This is a genomic window from Pseudomonas sp. GW823-FHT02F05 (genome assembly GCF_058797315.1).
Genome location: NZ_JBXAJM010000001.1, coordinates 223,479 through 240,253 on the forward strand (window position 1 = coordinate 223,479; position 16,775 = coordinate 240,253).

19 protein-coding genes and 1 tRNA gene are annotated in these 16,775 nt (G+C 58.9%); 7 read left to right on the plus strand and 13 right to left on the minus strand.

All coding sequences use genetic code 11. The annotated features are described in order from the left end of the window. Positions 1-33 precede the first annotated feature (33 nt). Both AC1RAC_RS01000 and AC1RAC_RS01005 read left to right on the plus strand, forming a co-directional pair. Positions 34-381, plus strand: coding sequence for a DUF2493 domain-containing protein (locus AC1RAC_RS01000; RefSeq protein ID WP_003191350.1), 348 nt, complete (start codon positions 34-36; stop codon positions 379-381). Between the two features lie 18 nt (positions 382-399). Further along, positions 400-1,212: a PA4824 family protein gene (locus AC1RAC_RS01005; protein WP_186527361.1), complete on the plus strand. Its 813-nt coding sequence runs from the start codon at positions 400-402 to the stop codon at positions 1,210-1,212. Here AC1RAC_RS01005 and AC1RAC_RS01010 read toward each other — a convergent pair. After that, the gene (locus AC1RAC_RS01010) at positions 1,209-1,907 is read right to left on the minus strand and encodes a tellurite resistance TerB family protein (RefSeq protein WP_034127613.1); all 699 of its coding nucleotides are present in this window, start codon (positions 1,905-1,907) and stop codon (positions 1,209-1,211) included. The two genes, AC1RAC_RS01005 and AC1RAC_RS01010, sit on opposite strands and share 4 nt — an antisense overlap. Positions 1,908-2,031: 124 nt before the next feature. Between AC1RAC_RS01010 and AC1RAC_RS01015 the strand changes: the two genes are divergently transcribed. After that, on the plus strand, positions 2,032-2,559 hold the full coding sequence (locus tag AC1RAC_RS01015; RefSeq protein WP_054897299.1) for a DinB family protein: 528 nt from the start codon (positions 2,032-2,034) through the stop codon (positions 2,557-2,559). Positions 2,560-2,692: 133 nt separating this feature from the next. On the opposite strand, the gene AC1RAC_RS01020 is transcribed toward AC1RAC_RS01015, so the two are convergent. Continuing rightward, positions 2,693-3,169: a hypothetical protein gene (locus AC1RAC_RS01020; protein ID WP_198861593.1), complete on the minus strand. Its 477-nt coding sequence runs from the start codon at positions 3,167-3,169 to the stop codon at positions 2,693-2,695. Positions 3,170-3,392: 223 nt separating this feature from the next. On the opposite strand from AC1RAC_RS01020, the gene AC1RAC_RS01025 reads away from it, so the two are divergent. Beyond that, positions 3,393-3,479: transfer RNA gene (locus AC1RAC_RS01025), tRNA-Leu, on the plus strand. Positions 3,480-3,635: 156 nt separating this feature from the next. On the opposite strand, the gene AC1RAC_RS01030 is transcribed toward AC1RAC_RS01025, so the two are convergent. Then, positions 3,636-4,274, minus strand: coding sequence for an NAD(P)H-dependent oxidoreductase (locus AC1RAC_RS01030; RefSeq protein ID WP_034127517.1), 639 nt, complete (start codon positions 4,272-4,274; stop codon positions 3,636-3,638). Between the two features lie 94 nt (positions 4,275-4,368). On the opposite strand from AC1RAC_RS01030, the gene AC1RAC_RS01035 reads away from it, so the two are divergent. Continuing rightward, positions 4,369-4,836, plus strand: coding sequence for a MerR family transcriptional regulator (locus AC1RAC_RS01035; RefSeq protein ID WP_229999364.1), 468 nt, complete (start codon positions 4,369-4,371; stop codon positions 4,834-4,836). A gap of 154 nt (positions 4,837-4,990) precedes the next feature. Here the strand turns inward: AC1RAC_RS01035 and AC1RAC_RS01040 are convergent, their stop codons facing one another. From AC1RAC_RS01040 to AC1RAC_RS01080, 9 genes are all read right to left on the minus strand, one after another. Further along, positions 4,991-6,850, minus strand: a complete 1,860-nt coding sequence (locus AC1RAC_RS01040; RefSeq protein WP_492616016.1) for a calcium-binding protein — start codon at positions 6,848-6,850, stop codon at positions 4,991-4,993. Positions 6,851-7,219: 369 nt separating this feature from the next. Then, positions 7,220-7,837, minus strand: coding sequence for a hypothetical protein (locus AC1RAC_RS01045; RefSeq protein ID WP_057975823.1), 618 nt, complete (start codon positions 7,835-7,837; stop codon positions 7,220-7,222). Next, a complete protein-coding gene (locus AC1RAC_RS01050) occupies positions 7,837-8,535 on the minus strand; it encodes a hypothetical protein (protein WP_057975821.1) in 699 nt (232 codons plus the stop codon). The genes AC1RAC_RS01045 and AC1RAC_RS01050 overlap by 1 nt, the downstream gene beginning before the upstream one ends. A gap of 56 nt (positions 8,536-8,591) precedes the next feature. Then, positions 8,592-9,353 (minus strand): phosphate ABC transporter ATP-binding protein PstB, encoded by a 762-nt coding sequence (gene pstB, locus AC1RAC_RS01055; RefSeq protein ID WP_019817112.1) that lies wholly within the window; start codon positions 9,351-9,353, stop codon positions 8,592-8,594. Between the two features lie 76 nt (positions 9,354-9,429). Beyond that, on the minus strand, positions 9,430-10,323 hold the full coding sequence (gene pstA / locus AC1RAC_RS01060; protein WP_014718563.1) for a phosphate ABC transporter permease PstA: 894 nt from the start codon (positions 10,321-10,323) through the stop codon (positions 9,430-9,432). Continuing rightward, a complete protein-coding gene (gene pstC / locus AC1RAC_RS01065; protein WP_127881570.1) occupies positions 10,323-11,288 on the minus strand; it encodes a phosphate ABC transporter permease subunit PstC in 966 nt (321 codons plus the stop codon). The genes pstA and pstC overlap by 1 nt, the downstream gene beginning before the upstream one ends. A 74-nt stretch (positions 11,289-11,362) precedes the next feature. Next, positions 11,363-12,394, minus strand: coding sequence for a phosphate ABC transporter substrate-binding protein PstS (gene pstS, locus AC1RAC_RS01070; protein ID WP_089041766.1), 1,032 nt, complete (start codon positions 12,392-12,394; stop codon positions 11,363-11,365). A 448-nt stretch (positions 12,395-12,842) separates the two neighbouring features. Continuing rightward, positions 12,843-13,469: an isochorismate family cysteine hydrolase YcaC gene (ycaC, locus tag AC1RAC_RS01075; RefSeq protein WP_003191542.1), complete on the minus strand. Its 627-nt coding sequence runs from the start codon at positions 13,467-13,469 to the stop codon at positions 12,843-12,845. Positions 13,470-13,535: 66 nt separating this feature from the next. Then, the gene (locus AC1RAC_RS01080; RefSeq protein WP_057975819.1) at positions 13,536-14,222 is read right to left on the minus strand and encodes an isochorismatase family protein; all 687 of its coding nucleotides are present in this window, start codon (positions 14,220-14,222) and stop codon (positions 13,536-13,538) included. Positions 14,223-14,561: 339 nt separating this feature from the next. On the opposite strand from AC1RAC_RS01080, the gene AC1RAC_RS01085 reads away from it, so the two are divergent. After that, positions 14,562-15,458: a LysR family transcriptional regulator gene (locus AC1RAC_RS01085; protein WP_294204310.1), complete on the plus strand. Its 897-nt coding sequence runs from the start codon at positions 14,562-14,564 to the stop codon at positions 15,456-15,458. 65 nt (positions 15,459-15,523) lie between these two features. Here the strand turns inward: AC1RAC_RS01085 and AC1RAC_RS01090 are convergent, their stop codons facing one another. Then, positions 15,524-15,982, minus strand: a complete 459-nt coding sequence (locus AC1RAC_RS01090; RefSeq protein ID WP_014718573.1) for an Hsp20 family protein — start codon at positions 15,980-15,982, stop codon at positions 15,524-15,526. Between the two features lie 225 nt (positions 15,983-16,207). On the opposite strand from AC1RAC_RS01090, the gene AC1RAC_RS01095 reads away from it, so the two are divergent. Beyond that, positions 16,208-16,636 (plus strand): glycine zipper domain-containing protein, encoded by a 429-nt coding sequence (locus AC1RAC_RS01095; protein WP_034127523.1) that lies wholly within the window; start codon positions 16,208-16,210, stop codon positions 16,634-16,636. The last annotated feature ends 139 nt before the right edge of the window (positions 16,637-16,775 follow it).

Sequence of the window (16,775 nt, forward strand, 5' to 3'; positions counted from 1 at the left end):
CCGGTCGCCTGCGTGCAATACAAGGATTTGCTCATGCGCGTGTTGATCTGTGCAGGTCGTCATTACGCCGACACCAAAAAGTCCCGCCATGTGCTGGACGCTTACCACCGCCTGCGCCCGGTGCAGGTACTGATCCACGGCGGCAACCAGTTCCTGGGCAGTGAGATCGAGGAATGGGCCCGGGAAATCGGTATCGACGTAGTGCGTTATCCACCCAATTGGCAGCGCCATGGCAAACAGGCGGAACGCCAGCGCAATCACTTCATGCTGGCCGACAGCCGCCCCGATCTGATCATTGCCCTGCCGGGCGGTGACGATACCTCGGAGCTGGTTTGCCAGGCCAAAGCCAGCGGCATTTCGGTGCTGACCGTAGAAAGCTGAACTCAAGCGAGGTGCATCATGCACAAAAAACACACGCCGGCACGCCGCGACGGGTTTGCCAAATATCGCGCACGCCACTCTCGCCACACCCTGCTGTTACTGCCGCCAGCAAAGCGCCGCGCATTGCAGCGCAACCTGATCTTTATCGGCGTGATCCTGGGCCTTGTCCTGGTGGCCGCGTTGATTTCAAAAGCCCAAGCCGCAGGCGGCGCTTATGTGGTTGACGACGGCGCGATCAACACGCCGGGTGAATGCAATGTCGACGCCTGGTACAGCGCCCAGCGGCACGCGGGCAGTACCCATAACGGCACCTTGTCGCCCGCCTGCACGTTCAGCGCCATGCCCGCCGTGCAATGGGGCGCCGCGTTGTCACGGGCCGTGGATGCAGGCAAAGGCGAGACGCAGATCAGCCCGCAAGCCAAGGTGCAGGTGCTGTCACGGCAAGACTTGGGCTTGGAACTGGCGATTGCTGTCGGGGCGCATGTCGCGCTGGATCGCCATCACGGGCTTGACGGCGCAGACCTGAACATCCCCCTGACATGGCAACCCCTGGATGCCTTGCGCCTGAACCTGAACGCCGGCTGGAGCCACGCCTACAACGACGGTGATCAACAACATCGCCTGACCTGGGGCACGGGGTTCGAATATCAGTTGGCAGAGAAGCTCACGCTGATTGGCGAGCGTTATGGCCAGGAAGGCGGCGAACAGGCCTGGCAGGCTGGGCCGCGTTTGCACATTGGTGAATGTGTTGACGTGGACCTGCTGGTCGGGCGCAGCCTGATTGGCGATCGCGCCCAGTGGCTGACCACTGGGGCGACGCTGAGGTTCTAGGCTTTGGCCTGCTGCTCCAGATGCAGCTGCAATTGCGGATCGATTTGCAACTGACCGGCCAGGTCGTCGAGGTAATTGCGCTCGGCGTCCTGCTGATCGTTGACCAGCATCACGCTCGCCAGGTAAATCTCCGCAGCGAGTGCGGGGTCATTGGCATACTCGGCAAAATCGGCGGCATCCAGGGGCTTGGCGACTTCGGCGTCGAGCCACTGCTGCAGTTGTGGGTCGTCGGTATGACGGCCGATCTCGGCAGAAATCATCTGCTGCTCTTGCGCATCGATTTTGCCATCGGCCTTGGCCGCCGCGATCAACGCACGCAGTACGCCGTGGCTATGGGCTTCGGCTTCAGGCCCTTCAAGCTGGTCAACGGTCTGGATAGCTTGCTGCGGTGCCGAAGCCTGTTGGCGTTGCCAGGCTTGATACGCCTGGAAGGCCGCCATCCCCAGGGACGCCAGCGCCGCGTAGTTCATCCCACCGCCGCTGCGCGTCTGGGTGGTACCACCTGCCGGAGCGCCGCCCAACAAGCCGCCCAGGCCACCTAATAAACCACCCAAACCGCCACCCGCCGCAGACGCATTGCCGGTGCCGGCGCCCTTCAACAACCCTCCAAGCAACCCGCCCAGGCCGCCGCCCGAAGCCCCGCCGCCTTGCTGCCCTGCACGCAACAGTTGTTCCAGTAGATCGCTGGTATTCATGGTGTCGCCCTCCGGGGCGCAATAGTGGCATTGATCAAACATAGTCCTCCCGCGATGGAACACCATGACCGTCGGGCGGGCAAGCTTTATGATGGCGCCATCACGCCAAGAAGGGAGAACCGCGGTGAACCGCATCGAGCACATTGCGCTGATGGCCACCTATAACCAATGGATGAACCGCAAGGTCTACGACGCCGCCGCCGCCCTGACGCACGCGCAGTTGACCCTGGACCGCCAAGCGTTTTTCGGTTCGATCTTCGGCACCTTGAACCACCTGATGCTGGGTGACACCGTCTGGCTCAAGCGCTTCGCCGAACACCCGGCCAACTTTGCGGCCTTGGCGCCGCTGAACGGGGTTGCCACGCCCGGCGACCTCAAGCAACTGGCCTTCGCCAGTCTTGCCGAACTAGCGGCCCATCGCGCCTGGCTGGATCAACTCATCATCGATTGGGCCCACAGCCTGCAAGAGCCCCACCTCGACCAACGCCTGCGTTATCACAACATGCGCGGCGTGGCCGCCGAGAAACCCTTCTTCGGTTTGCTGGTGCACTTTTTCAACCACCAGACTCATCACCGCGGCCAGGTGACGACACTGCTGAGCCAGGCGGGTGTGGACGTGGGGGTCACCGACTTGCTGGCACTGATTGACTGAAGGCCGACACGGTCAATGTGGGAGCTGGCTTGCCTGCGATGGTGTAACAGGTTCATACCTGTGACTGACACATCGCTATCGCAGGCAAGCCAGCTCCCACAGTTGCCCTATATTGCCCACAGCATCAGTGCTGTCACTTCACCTTGCTGCTCAAGGTCTCCACGCTGCGCTTCAAATCATCCAGGCTGCGCTTGAGACCGTCGATCTCGCTTTTCTGCCGCTCTATCGTGCTCTTCTGCTCATCCACCGTACGCTTGAGACTCGATAGCTGACTGTCACTGCTACTGGCACTCGAACCGTCCTTGCGCTTGAACTCATCAAACGCACGCTCTTGGCCCTCCACTTTGCTTTTCAAGCTTTGCAGTTCGCTTTGACTCTGTTTTTGCCCAGCTTGCAGCGCCTCGACATCCCCCACGGAAACACCCGACGGCTTCAACACATAGGCACCGCCCACGTCCATCGAGCCGGCCGTCAACTTGTCTGAAGACGACGCACTAAATTCGCCCCACTGCACCGCACTCCCCGCCTGCGCCGAGCTGAACGCGCCAGTGCCCAACAACCCCGCTACACCTGCGGCCATGATCCAAGCCTGCTTACGGATACTGAGCATCAAACGACTCCCTGCGAAATGCCGAAATGGCATATCGCTATGACTGTCATTTATGGGGCTTGTTCCTGGGTTGCAAGCGTTCATCAGGACTTGGTACAAAGGCCCTGTAGATCACTGATCTGCCACGTTTTTTTCTGCGCATCTTTATGCGGGAAAACCGGCTGGGAGGTTGCGCTGAAGCGGCTGGATCTATATATTCCCAACCCTGTTACACCGCGCTACCGCCCGAATGGCGAAACTGGTAGACGCATGGGACTTAAAATCCCCCGCTCGTAAGGGCGTCCCGGTTCGATTCCGGGTTCGGGCACCATAGATATCAAGGGCTTGCCAGGGAAACCTGGGCAGGCCCTTATCTTTTCTGCTCCGCAATTCTCATCAGCGGCGTCCTGCCGACCGAACCCAATCCGTTCGGCGCATGAAGCGCCACCCCACTACTGCCGCAATGTGAGGCGGCTGCACGGTCTCCCTAGTTGATTTCAGTGACGAAGTTTTCGCGAGACCGCCGTACTTTTTTCAGGTTTACCAGCCAGTCAGACTCTGCTGCCCGATACCCCAACGGCAGGAGCACCACACTGCGCAGATGCCTGGCCCCCAGTCCCAGAATCTCATCGACAGCCGAGGGATCGAAGCCTTCCATGGGCGTTGCATCGACTTGCTCGGACGCTGCGGCGATTAAAGCCGAGCCCAGTCCAATATAGGCTTGGCGCGCAGCCGCTTGATAATTGGCCTCCTGCCCACGCTCGGCGACTATGCCGAGGAGCATTTGACGGTAATCTTCCCACCCCTGGTTGACAGTAGCTCGTACAGTATTGGTCAGGTCGAACATCATGTTGACGCGCTCAGGCGTTATGTCATCCCAGGCGGCGAACACCAGCAAATGAGAGCAGTCGGTCACCTGGGACTGATTCCAGCTGACCGCCTTGATCTTTTCGCGAATGTGCGGATTAGTCACCACCAGCAATTCAAATGGCTGGAGGCCGCTCGAGGTCGCCGTCAGTCGTACCGCTTCCAGAATTCGCTCCAGCTTTTCAGCCGGCACGGTCTTGGACGGGTCATAACTTTTCGTCGCATAACGCCAATTCAGTAACTCGGTTATTTTGCTCATTCTTCATATTCCACGTAGGTCAACGGTCTTTATCCAGCCCAATCCGAATACCTTCAGGATTGCGCTCCGGCTTATACTGCGGATTAAAGTCAACTTGAAGGTCAAGCAAAAAATGAAGATCGGCGAGATTTCGCGACGCACAGGCCTTGCTGCTTCAGCAATACGCTACTACGAGGAGCAAGGCCTGCTGGACGCTCCCACGCGTGACGTGAACAACTATCGCTATTACAGCGAAACCACCATTAAACGCTTGGAAGTCGTGATTCACGCGCAAAGGCTGGGGTTTTCCCTCGACACCATTCGTGGCCTCTTCCTTCATGACGGTAGCTGCTCCAAATCCCTCACTCTGGAACAGATCAATGTACGCCTGGAGGAGATACAGCACATCGAAGCCACGCTAAAAGTGCAGCGTGAGGAGTTGTTGATGCTGCAAGAAGTCCTCGAAGAAAGCCTTCGTACGGGCATCGCACCTGGATTGGATTGCCCAAGCAGCGTGGAGCGATTACGACCTGATCGAGCCGTAGTCATGCGAAGCAAACACATGATGGCTACCAGCAAGTAAAGAAAGCGCAATACTGCGAGATCTGGATCTCAACCAAATACAAACCTGATGCTGCCTCTCGCACTGACAGATTGCTATAAAGCGATAAGCAAGAAAAAACCCCACAGCATCAACGATCCTGTGAGGTTTTATCACCGGCTTTACCGATCCGGTATCAAACCACGCTGATCATCTCTGCACTCAACTGCGCCGCATTGAACCCCACCAGGGTGACACTGCTGTCCCCCGCCAGAATCACGCTGTCACTGCCGTGCTGGGTAGTCGCACCGAGCACAGCATCGGCGCTGGCAAACAGCGACTTGGCGAACACCAGCAGGTCTTTCCCATTCTGATGAATGTTGAAGTCACTGATCACGTCGTGACCGAACCCGCGCTGGTCGAAAACAAACAGGTCGCTGCCCACGCCACCGCTGAGTTGGTCATTACCCTGCCCGCCGATCAAGACGTCATTGCCGTTGGCGCCATACAGCGCGTCGTTACCGGTGCCGCCCAGCAGTGTGTCGTTGCCCTCACCGCCGTGCAGCAGGTCATTGCCGGCGCCACCGTCGAGCCGGTCATTGCCGTTCTGGCCGAATATCAGGTCGCGAGCGGCGGTGCCTTTGAGGGTGTCGGCCAGCTGGCTGCCTTCGATGGATTTGGCATACGCCTTATCGGCGCCGAACAGGCCTTCGAAGTCGAGTTTGCCACTGGTCACCGTATAGGCCGGCGTGAGGACCTCGCCAATACCACCGAAGAGCCCGCCGAGCACGGGCACATGGCCGAGGCTGTTGGCCAGGCCGGTTTCGAACTCTACATGCTCTACGCCGTGCAATTCCTTCAGGCCATATTGGCCGCTGCCGTCGTTCAGAAACAACGTGCCATCGCTGAGTTTCACCGCTTCGTAGGAAGACGCGGTGCCTTTGAGGAAGACTTTATCGTTGCCTTCGCCGCCGGCGACGATATCGGTACCGGTACTCACCCGGAAACTGTCGTCACCCTTGAACCCGTCGAGGAAGTCATCGCTGCGGCCGTCCTGCAGCTTGTCCGAACTGTCGGTGCCCAGCAGGAAAGCCGGTGTGCCGTAGTGGTTGGAGGTGGCGGTCTGTTTGTCGCTGACCCAGGTAAAGCTGCGGCTGATGGCGTCGAGGTTGCTGATGATGATGGTGCTGTCGCGCTCGATGTAATCGTAGAAGGTCGATTGGGCGATACGCTGGATAGGGTTGATGAAAATGCCTTCCAGGTGCGCGGCCCATCCTGACAGGTTGGCAATCGAGAACGGACCATTGGGCCAGGTTGGCAGCGCGTAGATTGTGTCGAACAGCACGATGTTATCGGTGGTCGAGGTGTAACTGGCGTCACTGCCTTGAAGCGCGTCGATGATTGCGCTACCCACGTCGGTCTCTTGCCCCGTGAGACGGTGGACCACATCGTTTTCAAAACCGAAGTTGAAGATTCCGTCGCTGTTGCTGGACTTGGGCGACTCCATGCCAAAGTAGTCCGAATCCTTGAAAAAACCGTCGGCCAAAGTGTCCTTGCCGATATACATGCTGTTGGTAACGGAGCCACCTTGGCTGTAGCCGGTTACCAGAACATCTTTACCGCTCAGGTTATGGTCGGTGGCGTAATCCTTGATTGAATTGAGCAGGTAGTCATAGCCGTTGATATAAGAGTTATCGATCATCGCCGGCCAACCCAGCAGATCAATTGGCGAGTTGGTGCCGGCAATGGAAAAACCCATTTTGACTAATTGGCCGCTGTCATCGTATTGACCAAACACTCTGGCTTGAGAACCAAAGACGCCGTCGCCGGTAAAACTTCCAGTGATGTCGGTGTGGCTGCTATCAACCTGCAGTTCGCTCGCGCCGATCTCACGCCAGCCCTTGGGCAGCGCGAAGGTGTTGCCCTCGCCCAGCACAAGCCCCGGAATGTTGTAGAGCGCGCCGACGGTCGCTACACCACTGGTGTAAGTGGCGAGGGTCCAGGCATCTGAAATCAGGACGCGGGCATCTTGCCCCTTGTAATCGAATATAGCCATGTCAGTACTCCTTGAGCCCAGCGATCAACACCGAAAGTCAACGGTAATACCTGATGCGCCGGGCTAAACAATATGCATTGAAGTTGTTGTTGTGCATTCTGTTCAGGCTGCTTCGTTGCTTAATATCGAGGTTGACCATTAAGGAAGCTCGTCAACACTAGCCTAGAAGTGCCGCGTTAAAGTGACCGACTATCGGATGACAAGGGTATGTACTTGGGGAGATAGACGACAAAAGCGCCATAAGCGCTGTTTGTCGAACAAGAGGTGAAGTTCTGTGTTGTTCGTGACTGGCGAGTCAAAGAAAATCAAACCCTTATAGCAAGTTGTGAACTGCAATAAGGGCTCAAGAAGTTCAGGTTTCTCTGGAACTCAGGAAGAATAAACCTCAGCACCTTGGCAGACAGGCTGCTTGAACCTGGGTAATTGCTGCCGGGCCAGTTGCGCCTGCACGCCCGCGACGGCTTCAAGCACTCGTTGCGCCCAGTGCTCATCCTGCGGATCGACCACCACCACGCGAAAGCCGTGGTCGTTACCTTCAAGGCGCACACCCTCGGAATCATCCACGTGCAAATCAATGTCGAAGGCCGGCGGAAATTTCGAGGGGGTGTTCGACAGCCCATGCACCGTGAGGGCGTGGTTATGCCGCACGCTGTTTACTACGCCGTCGACACGAATGCCGTACAGCATCAGCCAACGCCTGATGTAGGAAGGCGCCCTGCCCGATGAGGTGTAGACCCAGATACTGCAACCCTGGCGTCGCAGCTCCCGCGTCAGCGAACGGGTACCGATACGCAGCGGCTCTCCCCACCAGCGATGAGCGCAGGCCGGCAGCCAACTGCTCTCGACATCAGCGTGGTCAAGTTGGCAAGCCAGCGTGTCGTCGATATCAAAGGAGATGCGTACACGCGGTCGCTTGGCGGCACGCGTGAGAAACGCCTGCTGGATGGCTTGCACGGCTCGGCTGGCGAGTGTCGGATACCGGCGCATTAATGGCCTCCCTGATAAATAGGCTGTGGTACGTCGCTCAAGAAAAACGCCTTGGGATCCGGGGCCTGTTCCTCCAGGAAGGCGGCGTACTTTTTCTTGATCTTGGGCAATTCATACAACGCCTTGACGCCATGTTTGGCCGAGTTACGGATGACCGAGGAAGGATTGAAGTAACCCTCGGCATTTTCCAGCGTCAGCACGAACGGTGGCAACCCGGCACGCATCAGCAGATAACTGACGATCAGCGAGCCACTGCGGTTGTTGCCTTCGATAAACAACTGGGGCTTGCTGAGAATGCGCACATACACACCGGCCGCACGCTTCCACACCGATTCACTGCGATACGCGCAGTACCAATTGAACAAGTCCTTGATACCGCCTTCAACGTTGTTGAAGAAGTGCTCCTCGGTGGCGGCCAGGTGCTGCGCGTATTCCACGCGGCGCGCCGGGTCGCTACCGCAGAGCACCGTGGCGTTGATCTCCAGCATCAGGTCCAGATGATGAAGGTCAAACAGGTCAACGCCCCGTGCGACATAGTCGTCAACCAGCGCATAGCCTTCAAGCACGTTGTGCAGCACTTCGTCGGTCAAGGGGTCGCGCGGCTCGGTAAATTGCGTGCTGAGCTGGGCAAAGCGGCTCTGCACTTTGCGGAGCGCGCGTTCAATCGCTGACAAATCAAGACGATGCGTTGCAGACATTGGCGTTCCTGGGCTGACGGTGGCGCACGTGTGGTTTCTATCGAACATGGAGTTACTCAGCTGAATTTGCCGCTGATGTAATCCTCGGTCATCTGTTCACGCGGGCTGCCAAAAATCTGCGCGGTCGGACCCATTTCCACCAGGTAGCCGGTACGCGTGCCCTGGGAAATATCCACCGAGAAAAACGCCGTGGTGTCCGCCACGCGGATCGCCTGCTGCATGTTGTGGGTGACCAGGGCGATGGTGTAATCCTTCTTCAGTTCCACCATCAGTTCCTCTACCCGGCGAGTCGCAATCGGGTCGAGTGCCGAGCAAGGCTCATCGAGCAACAGCACTTCCGGCTCGGTGGCAATCGCACGGGCAATACACAGCCGTTGCTGCTGGCCACCGGAAAGCGACAGGCCGCTGACCTTGAGCTTGTCCTTGACTTCATCCCACAGCGCAGCGCCTTGCAGGGCGTGCTTGACGCGGTCGCCCAGGTCGCCTTTGTAGCGGTTCAAGCGCAGGCCGAAGGCGACGTTGTCGAAGATGCTCATGGAAAACGGGTTCGGCTGCTGGAACACCATACCGATGTAACGGCGCACCACCACCGGGTCTACACCCTTGCCATATACGTCCTGACCCAGGAAATGCACGTGGCCCTCGAAGCGAAAGCCCTTCACCAGGTCGTTCATGCGGTTGAGGCTGCGCAGTACCGTACTTTTGCCGCAGCCGGACGGGCCGATGAAACCGGTGATCTTGTTTTTCTCGATCGGCACATGGCTGTCACGCACTGCCATGAAGTTGCCGTAGAAAATCCTGTCCAGCTTGCAGTCCATGACCACAGGCGATTGGGTAACAAACGGAGCGGCTATTTGCGCAGTTGAGACGTTCAAGATTCAGATGCTCCCGTTCTTAATACTTAGGCTTGCCGAAGATACGGCTCACAATATTCACGACCAGCACGATCATCACCAACACCAACGAGGCCGCCCAGGCGAGCTCCAGCTGGTTGTCGAAGGGCATGCCGGAAAAGTTGTAGATCAACACTGCAAGGGAGGCCGTGGGGTTCATCACCGCCAAGTCGCCGTCGTGGTAGATCCAGTAGTTGCTGAACAGCGCGGTGAACAACAACGGCGCGGTTTCGCCTGCGGCACGTGCCACTGCAAGCATTACGCCGGTGAGGATCGCTGGCAGGCCGGTCGGCAAGATGATCTTCCAGATCACTTGGGAGCGGGTGCAGCCCATGCCATAGGCGGCGTCCTTCATGATCTTGGGCACCATGCGCATCGACTCTTCAGCCGTCAGCACCACGATGGGCAGCATCAGTACCGCCAGGGCCACGCCGCCGGCCGGTGCCGAGTAGGTGCCGGTGGTCATCACCACCAAGGCATAGGCAAACACGCCGGCCAGGATCGAAGGCAAGCCGGTGAGCATCTTGGCGGCAAAGCGTGCAGCGTTGGCCAATTTGCTGTCCGGCCCCAGTTCGGCCAGGAAGATCGCGGCCATGATGCCGACCGGCACCGCAATCGCCGCAGCGATACCGACCATCACAAAGGTGCCGGCCATGGCGTTGCCGAAACCGCCGCCTGTTTCGAAGCCGGTGGGCGGCAGTTCGGTGAACACCTCCAGGCTCAGGCGTGCGCCGCCACGGGTGATCAGCATGTAGAGCACGGAAATCAGCGGCACACTGGCCAGCAGCGCGCCAAACCATACCAATGTGGTCAACACCAGACTGCGCAAGGCGCGGCCTTCGAACTTGCGCTGCAGGCTCGGCACAGCGGTGATAGGGGATGTGAGATTCGTCATCATCGGTTACCCCGTTGGGCGTAGAGCATGATCATGGAACCGATGACATTCACCAGCAGCGTGATGAACATCAAGACGAGAGCGGCGTACATCAATACCTCCACCTCGTTGGGCCCGGCTTCGGGGAAGTTCAGCGCCAACAAGGCTGCCAAGGTATTGGCCGGCGCGAACAGCGAGAGGGAAATGTTGTTGGCGTTGCCCACCAGCATCGCCAGCGCCATGGTTTCGCCCAGCGCACGGCCGAGGCCAAGTACCAGGGAGCCGAAAATACCGGTGGCGGCGGATGGCACCATCACCTTGAGAATCGCCTCCCAATGGGTGGTGCCCATGCCGTAGGCGGCCTGCTTGGTCTTCATCGGCACGCTGGTGAGCGCGTCCTGGGATACGGCGGCAATCGTCGGCAGAATCATGATCGCCAACACCAGCGCCGCCGGCAGCAACCCCGGCCCGCTCAGGGACGTGCCGAAAAACGGTATCCAACCCAGTTCGCTGTTCAACCAGGTGGTCAGTGGCCGAATGGCCGGGATCACCACGTAGATGCCCCACAAGCCGTACACTACGCTGGGGATGGCCGCGAGCAGTTCAACGATGGTGCGAAACACAGCGGCCAGCTTGGCCGGCAGAAAATCCTGAGTCAGGAAAATCGCCATGCTGACACCGAAAAAGCCTGCAATCATCAGCGCGATGAAAGCGCTGTAGAGCGTGCCCCAAATGGCCGGCAAGATCCCGTACTTGCCCTGGTTAACATCCCAGACACTGCCAAAAAGCACATCGAACCCGTGCTTTTCCATGCCCGGCAAGGCCTTGCGTCCCACCTCGAATACCAAGGCTGCGACCAACGCCAGAATCAGTACCACCCCGATTCGCGCGAGCCCACGGAAGGTGCGATCGACCAGGAAGTCTTTGGCCGAGGGAGGTTGGCAGGCAGAATCCCGGTTAACCGGTACGACGAAAGGTTTGTTCATTGGCTAATTCCGGAACAGGGGGGAAACGCCCCCGGCGCGGCAAACAGCCCACACCGAGAGCGGCCTCACGGGTGTTACTGAATGTTGGCGGAGGCTTTGCGCACCTGCTCCACCACCGATGGCGGCAGCGGGATGTAGCCCATGGAGTCGGCGATTTTCTGCCCCTCGGTCAGGCTGTACTCAACCATTTCGCGCATGGCCTTGGCCTTGGCAGGGTTGCCGTTGTCCTTGCGGAAGATCATCCAGGTGTAAGAGGTGATCGGGTAAGACTTGGCACCGTCCGGGTCCGGCAACCAGGCCACCAGGCTTTCCGGCATCTTCACTGCGGCCAGGGCCTCGGCGCCGCTTTCGGCGTTCGGCACCACGTACTGGCCTGCCTTGTTCTGCAACTGAGCGAAGTCAACCTTGGCCAGTTTGGCGAAGCCGTACTCGATGTAGCCAATCGCGCCTGGGGTCTGGCGTACGGTGGCGGTCACGCCATCGTTCTTGGGCGACTTGATGAATTTGTCGCTGGCCGGCCAGTTGACAGTGTTGCCCTCCCCCAGCGCCGTTTTGAATTCAGGGTTGATGGTGGCCAGGTGCTTGGTAAATACCGCTGTGGTGCCGCTGGAATCTGCGCGTACCACCACGGTGATCGGCGTGTCGGTGAGCTTCAGGTCCGGGTTGGCGGCAACGATCTGTGGGTCGTTCCACTTGGTGATCTTGCCCAGGAAGATATTGGAGTAAACGTCGCGTGGCAGCTTGAGGCCCTTGGGATTGCCCGGCAGGTTATAGGCCAGCACGATTTCACCGGCGGTCATTGGCAGCAACTGCACGCCTTCGGCAACCTTGGCGATGTCTTCGTCTTTCATGGCCGAGTCACTGGCGGCGAAGTCGACGGTTTTATTCAGGAAGTCCTGCACACCTGCGCCGCTGCCCTTGGACTGGTAATCCACGGTGACGCCAGCGGTCTTCTTGCTGAAATCCTTGAACCAGGTCAGGTAGATCGGTGCAGGGAAGCTGGCGCCAGAGCCGGTGAGGCGTACGTTTTCGGCGGCGAAGGCCATGGAGGAGGCACACAGGGATACCGTAACGGCGAGTGCTGCGGACTTCATCAAGCTTTTCATTAAAAGGAACTCGTTGTGGTGACGGGCTCCCGAACTGTGAAGCAGGGTTGTTACATTTTTATGAAAATTGAATGGCGAGGGGGTGTTTTGTCCCGCTTTGCCGCCACAGCGCTGTATTTTTAGGGCATGGGTTAGTAACAAAATACGACTACAGTGTTGTCATCCCTCTAGCGGTACTGATCTTGCTCCCGTGACGGTCGAAGCTGATCCCATTGAAGCTGCGCCATCCAACTGTGGGAGCTGGCTTGCCTGCGATGACGGTCTGACAGCCAACGCCTATTTACCTGACACACACCCCACCGTTGGATCGCGTGTGTGTCAGGTAAATAGGCGTCGGGCGCAATGCCGCCATCGCAGGCAAGCCAGCTCCCACATTTGGACCTAGGGGTGTCAGGGAAATAGGCGTTCTACCGCTCCCCCCACGGCTAGCGGCCGCCTTCCATCAGGCTTACTTGCCTTCAGTCAACGCGTTGTAGCTGGTGAACAGGTTGCGGTAGTCCGGAATGTGATTGGAGAACAACGTCCCCAAGCCCTCGATGTCGTTGCGCCAGTCGCGGTGCAGCTCACAGGCCAGGCCAAACCAGGTCATCAGTTGCGCGCCGTTGGCCGACATGCGGGCCCAGGCGGACTGTTGGGTCAGTTCGTTGAAAGTGCCGGAGGCGTCGGTGACCACAAACACTTCAAAGCCCTCGGCCAGGGCCGACAGCGCCGGGAACGCCACGCACACTTCGGTCACGACGCCGGCAATGATCAATTGCTTCTTGCCGGTGGCCTTGATGGCCTTGACGAAGTCTTCGTTGTCCCAGGCATTGATCTGGCCTGGGCGCGCAATGTACGGCGCATCCGGGAACAGTGCCTTGAGCTCGGGCACCAGCGGGCCATTGGGGCCGGTTTCGAAACTGGTGGTGAGGATGGTCGGCAACTTGAAGTACTTGGCCAGGTCAGCCAGGGCCAGCACGTTGTTCTTGAATTTGTCCGGGTCAATGTCGCGGACCAATGACAGTAAGCCGGCCTGATGGTCGACCAACAGCACAGCGGCGTTGTCTTTGTCCAAGCGAACGTAAGGTGTAGACATCGTGGTACTCCTGATAAAGAAGGTGACGCCCCGAGTGGGCGCCCCGTAAAGAACCCAGCGTGTTTACTAGCGCTGTGAGTCTAGTACTTCGTGGTTGTTTGCCACTTCCTGAGCCTTGACATAGCTCTCGATGAGAAGCTGGTAGTGCGGCATGGCCTGGGTATAGACGTTGGCCCACTCCTGGGCATCCGGGCGGTTCCAGGAGCCTTGCAGCTCCGACAGCGTGCCCATGATGTCGATCGGCACTACGCCGGCCTGGGCCAGGCGCGCAACGGTCAGGTCGGTGGCCAACCTGGAGTGGTTACCCGAGGCATCGACCACCGCGAACACCTTGTAGCCTTCATGCACCGCCGCAATGGACGGGAATGCCAGGCACACGCTGGTCAGGGTGCCGGCGATCACCAACGTCTTTTTGCCGGTGGCTTTGACTGCGGCATGGAACTGCGGGTTGTCCCACGCGTTGATTTCGCCACGGCGGGCCACGTACTGGGCGTGCGGCGCGGCTTCGTGGATTTCCGGGATCAACGGGCCGTTGGGGCCTTGCGGCACCGAGGCGGTGGTGATGACCGGTATTTTAAGCAGGGTCGCGGCCTTGGCCAGCGCGATGGCATTGGCGCGCAATTGAGGAACATCAATGTCCTTGACGATCTGGAACAGACCACTCTGGTGGTCAATCAGCAACATGGCGGTGTCAGCGGGGTCAATCGTCGGCTTTTGCCCATTGAAGTTTGCAGCGTTACCTGATGCAGTCATTTGCATTTCCTCTTGCTTGGCGATACCTCCCTGGCGTGTGCGCCGGAACTGCGCCCGGCCGTGCCTGTACTTCCTGTACAGATACGCTTGGGCAACGACCTGGACGTGTGTCAGCAGGCCCACCCCAAAAAAACAGTGGGACCACCTTAAGCATCGCGTTCAGGGTTAGGTAGTGGCTGAAACGGGCCGCTCCATCTCAAAAATGGAACAATGCAGCCGCACGGTGGCAAGGGCACTTGGACGTGGCGGTCGTTACAATGCGATCATCGGCTCCACCCCGTGGGTTTCAGGCACTTGCGCCAATCATGACCGTTCACTTATTTCCAGGCAGGTGCCTTCATGGACATCAAGCAGCTTAAATTCCTGATCGCGCTGGAGCAGACCCGCCACTTCGGCCAGGCCGCCGCGCGCTGCAACATCACCCAGCCCACCCTGTCGATGCGCCTGCGCAACCTGGAGGAGGAACTGGGCCTGGAGCTGGTAACCCGCGGCCAACGCTTCGAAGGTTTCACCCAGGCCGGCGAACGCGTATTGGCCTGGGCCAGGACTCTGCTCGCCGCCCACGACGGCCTGTTCGCCGAAGCCGCTGCGTGCCGCGGCCAGTTGGTCGGTAACCTGCGCCTGGGCCTGGTGCCCCTGAGCGGCTTCAACCCGATCAGCTTTATCCAGGGCTTGTCCCACAGCTTCCCGGAACTCAAGTTCAGCCTCACCTCCATGAGTTCGGACAAAATCATCGAAGCCTTGGGCACCAACCAACTGGACCTGGGCGTGTGCTACCTGGACCACGTCAGCCCCAATTACCTGGAGTTTTTCGAGCTGGGCGAAACCCGCGTCGGCCTGCTGTACGACACCCGCCACTTCCACTTCGAAGGCACACAGATGAGCTGGGAAGAAGCCGCCGAACTGCCCCTTGGGATGATCAGCAATGGCATGCACTACCGAAAATCCATCGACTTGAGTTTCCGCAGCCGCGGTATCGATCCCCAGCCGATTCTGGAAAGCGACTCCACCTATCAACTGTTCCAGGCCATCCACGAAGGCTTCTGTTGCGCAATCATGCCGTTGGACAGCGGCCTGGAAAACCCCATCGAAAACCTGGCATTTATCCACCTGCCAGACGCCAGTGTCCTTGCGCCCCTGGGCATGGTGATGCGCAAGACCGAACCGCGCTCGGTCATCGCAGAGAAGTGTTTTGCCGAGGCCAGGCGGTTGTTTGCACCCAATACCCAGGCTTAGCCGGCCTGCGTTTGCAGCGCGCACAAAAAGGCGCTCCGTAGAGCGCCTTTTTACCGCCGATTGTTTTACTGCAAGCTGACCTGACGCAGCTCGGGTTTGGTCTCACCACCAATCATGATGCGTTTTGGCTTGGCCTCTTCAGGCACTTCACGCAGCAGGTCGATGTTGAGCAACCCGTTAGTCAGGGATGCGCCACGTACTTCGATATGGTCGGCCAAGCGGAACGACAACCGGAACGCACGTTGGGCAATGCCCTGGTGCAGGTAAGCGACCTTATCGTCGGTTTCGCGTTTTCCGCCGGAAACCGTCAATACACCCCTCTCGACCTGGATATCCAGATCCTCCTCGGTCAGGCCAGCCACGGCGATCACGATGCGGTACGCGTCGTCACCGTGCTTTTCCACGTTGTGAGGTGGATAGGAATTCGGAGCCTCGCTGCGCAGCGCCGACTCGAACAGGTCATTGAAGCGATCAAAGCCCACCGATTGACGGAACAGTGGGGCCAACGACAGGGTAGTAGCCATTTTAAAATCTCCTGAGTTTCTCCAAGTGATTTAGTACGCGACCCGGATTCGGCATCGCGTGATCAAAAATTTATGGACGCGCAAAAGGAATTCAAGAGGGCCGAAAAAATTTTCTTGTGCAAGGGGCTATCACCCAAGCCCAAGTGTTATGGCGTGTGCTCTAATCAAAATGCCAGGCGTGCTTTACCCCGTGAGCGCCTGAGACAGCCCTTGAGGTACAAAAAAATGAAAATGACATTCCCGGCCCTGGCATTGGGCATTCTGATCTCCCAAGGGGCCCTGGCCGCTGGAGATGGTACGGCGGCGCTGGGAGGCGGTGTCGGCGGTGTATTGGGCAACGTGGTGGGCCAGCAGCTTGGTGGCTCGACAGGTGCGGCCATCGGCGCCGGCGTGGGGGGCGCAGCCGGGAGTGCAGTGGGTGCGCAGAAGGGCAACAAGACCGAAGCGGCGATTGGCGGCGGTTTGGGCTCGGCAGGCGGTTCGCTGATTGGCAATCGCCTGGGCGGCACCACCGGTTCAACCATCGGCGCCGGCGTGGGTGGCGCAGCCGGTGGCGCGCTGGGTAACAACCTGGCGGATGACGAGAGCGGTCATCGTTCCGGTGGTGGCAAGCACAAAGGCAACAAACATAAGCACAAGAACAAGCACCACTGATCGCGTGGCACGGCGCTGTTAGCCACCAAACACTAACCTGTGGCGAGGGAGCTTGCTCCCGTTGGGGCGCGAAGCCGCCCCGCTCTTTTGTTCAAAGAGGCTGGGACTGCTACGCAGTCCAACGGGAGCAAGCTCCCTC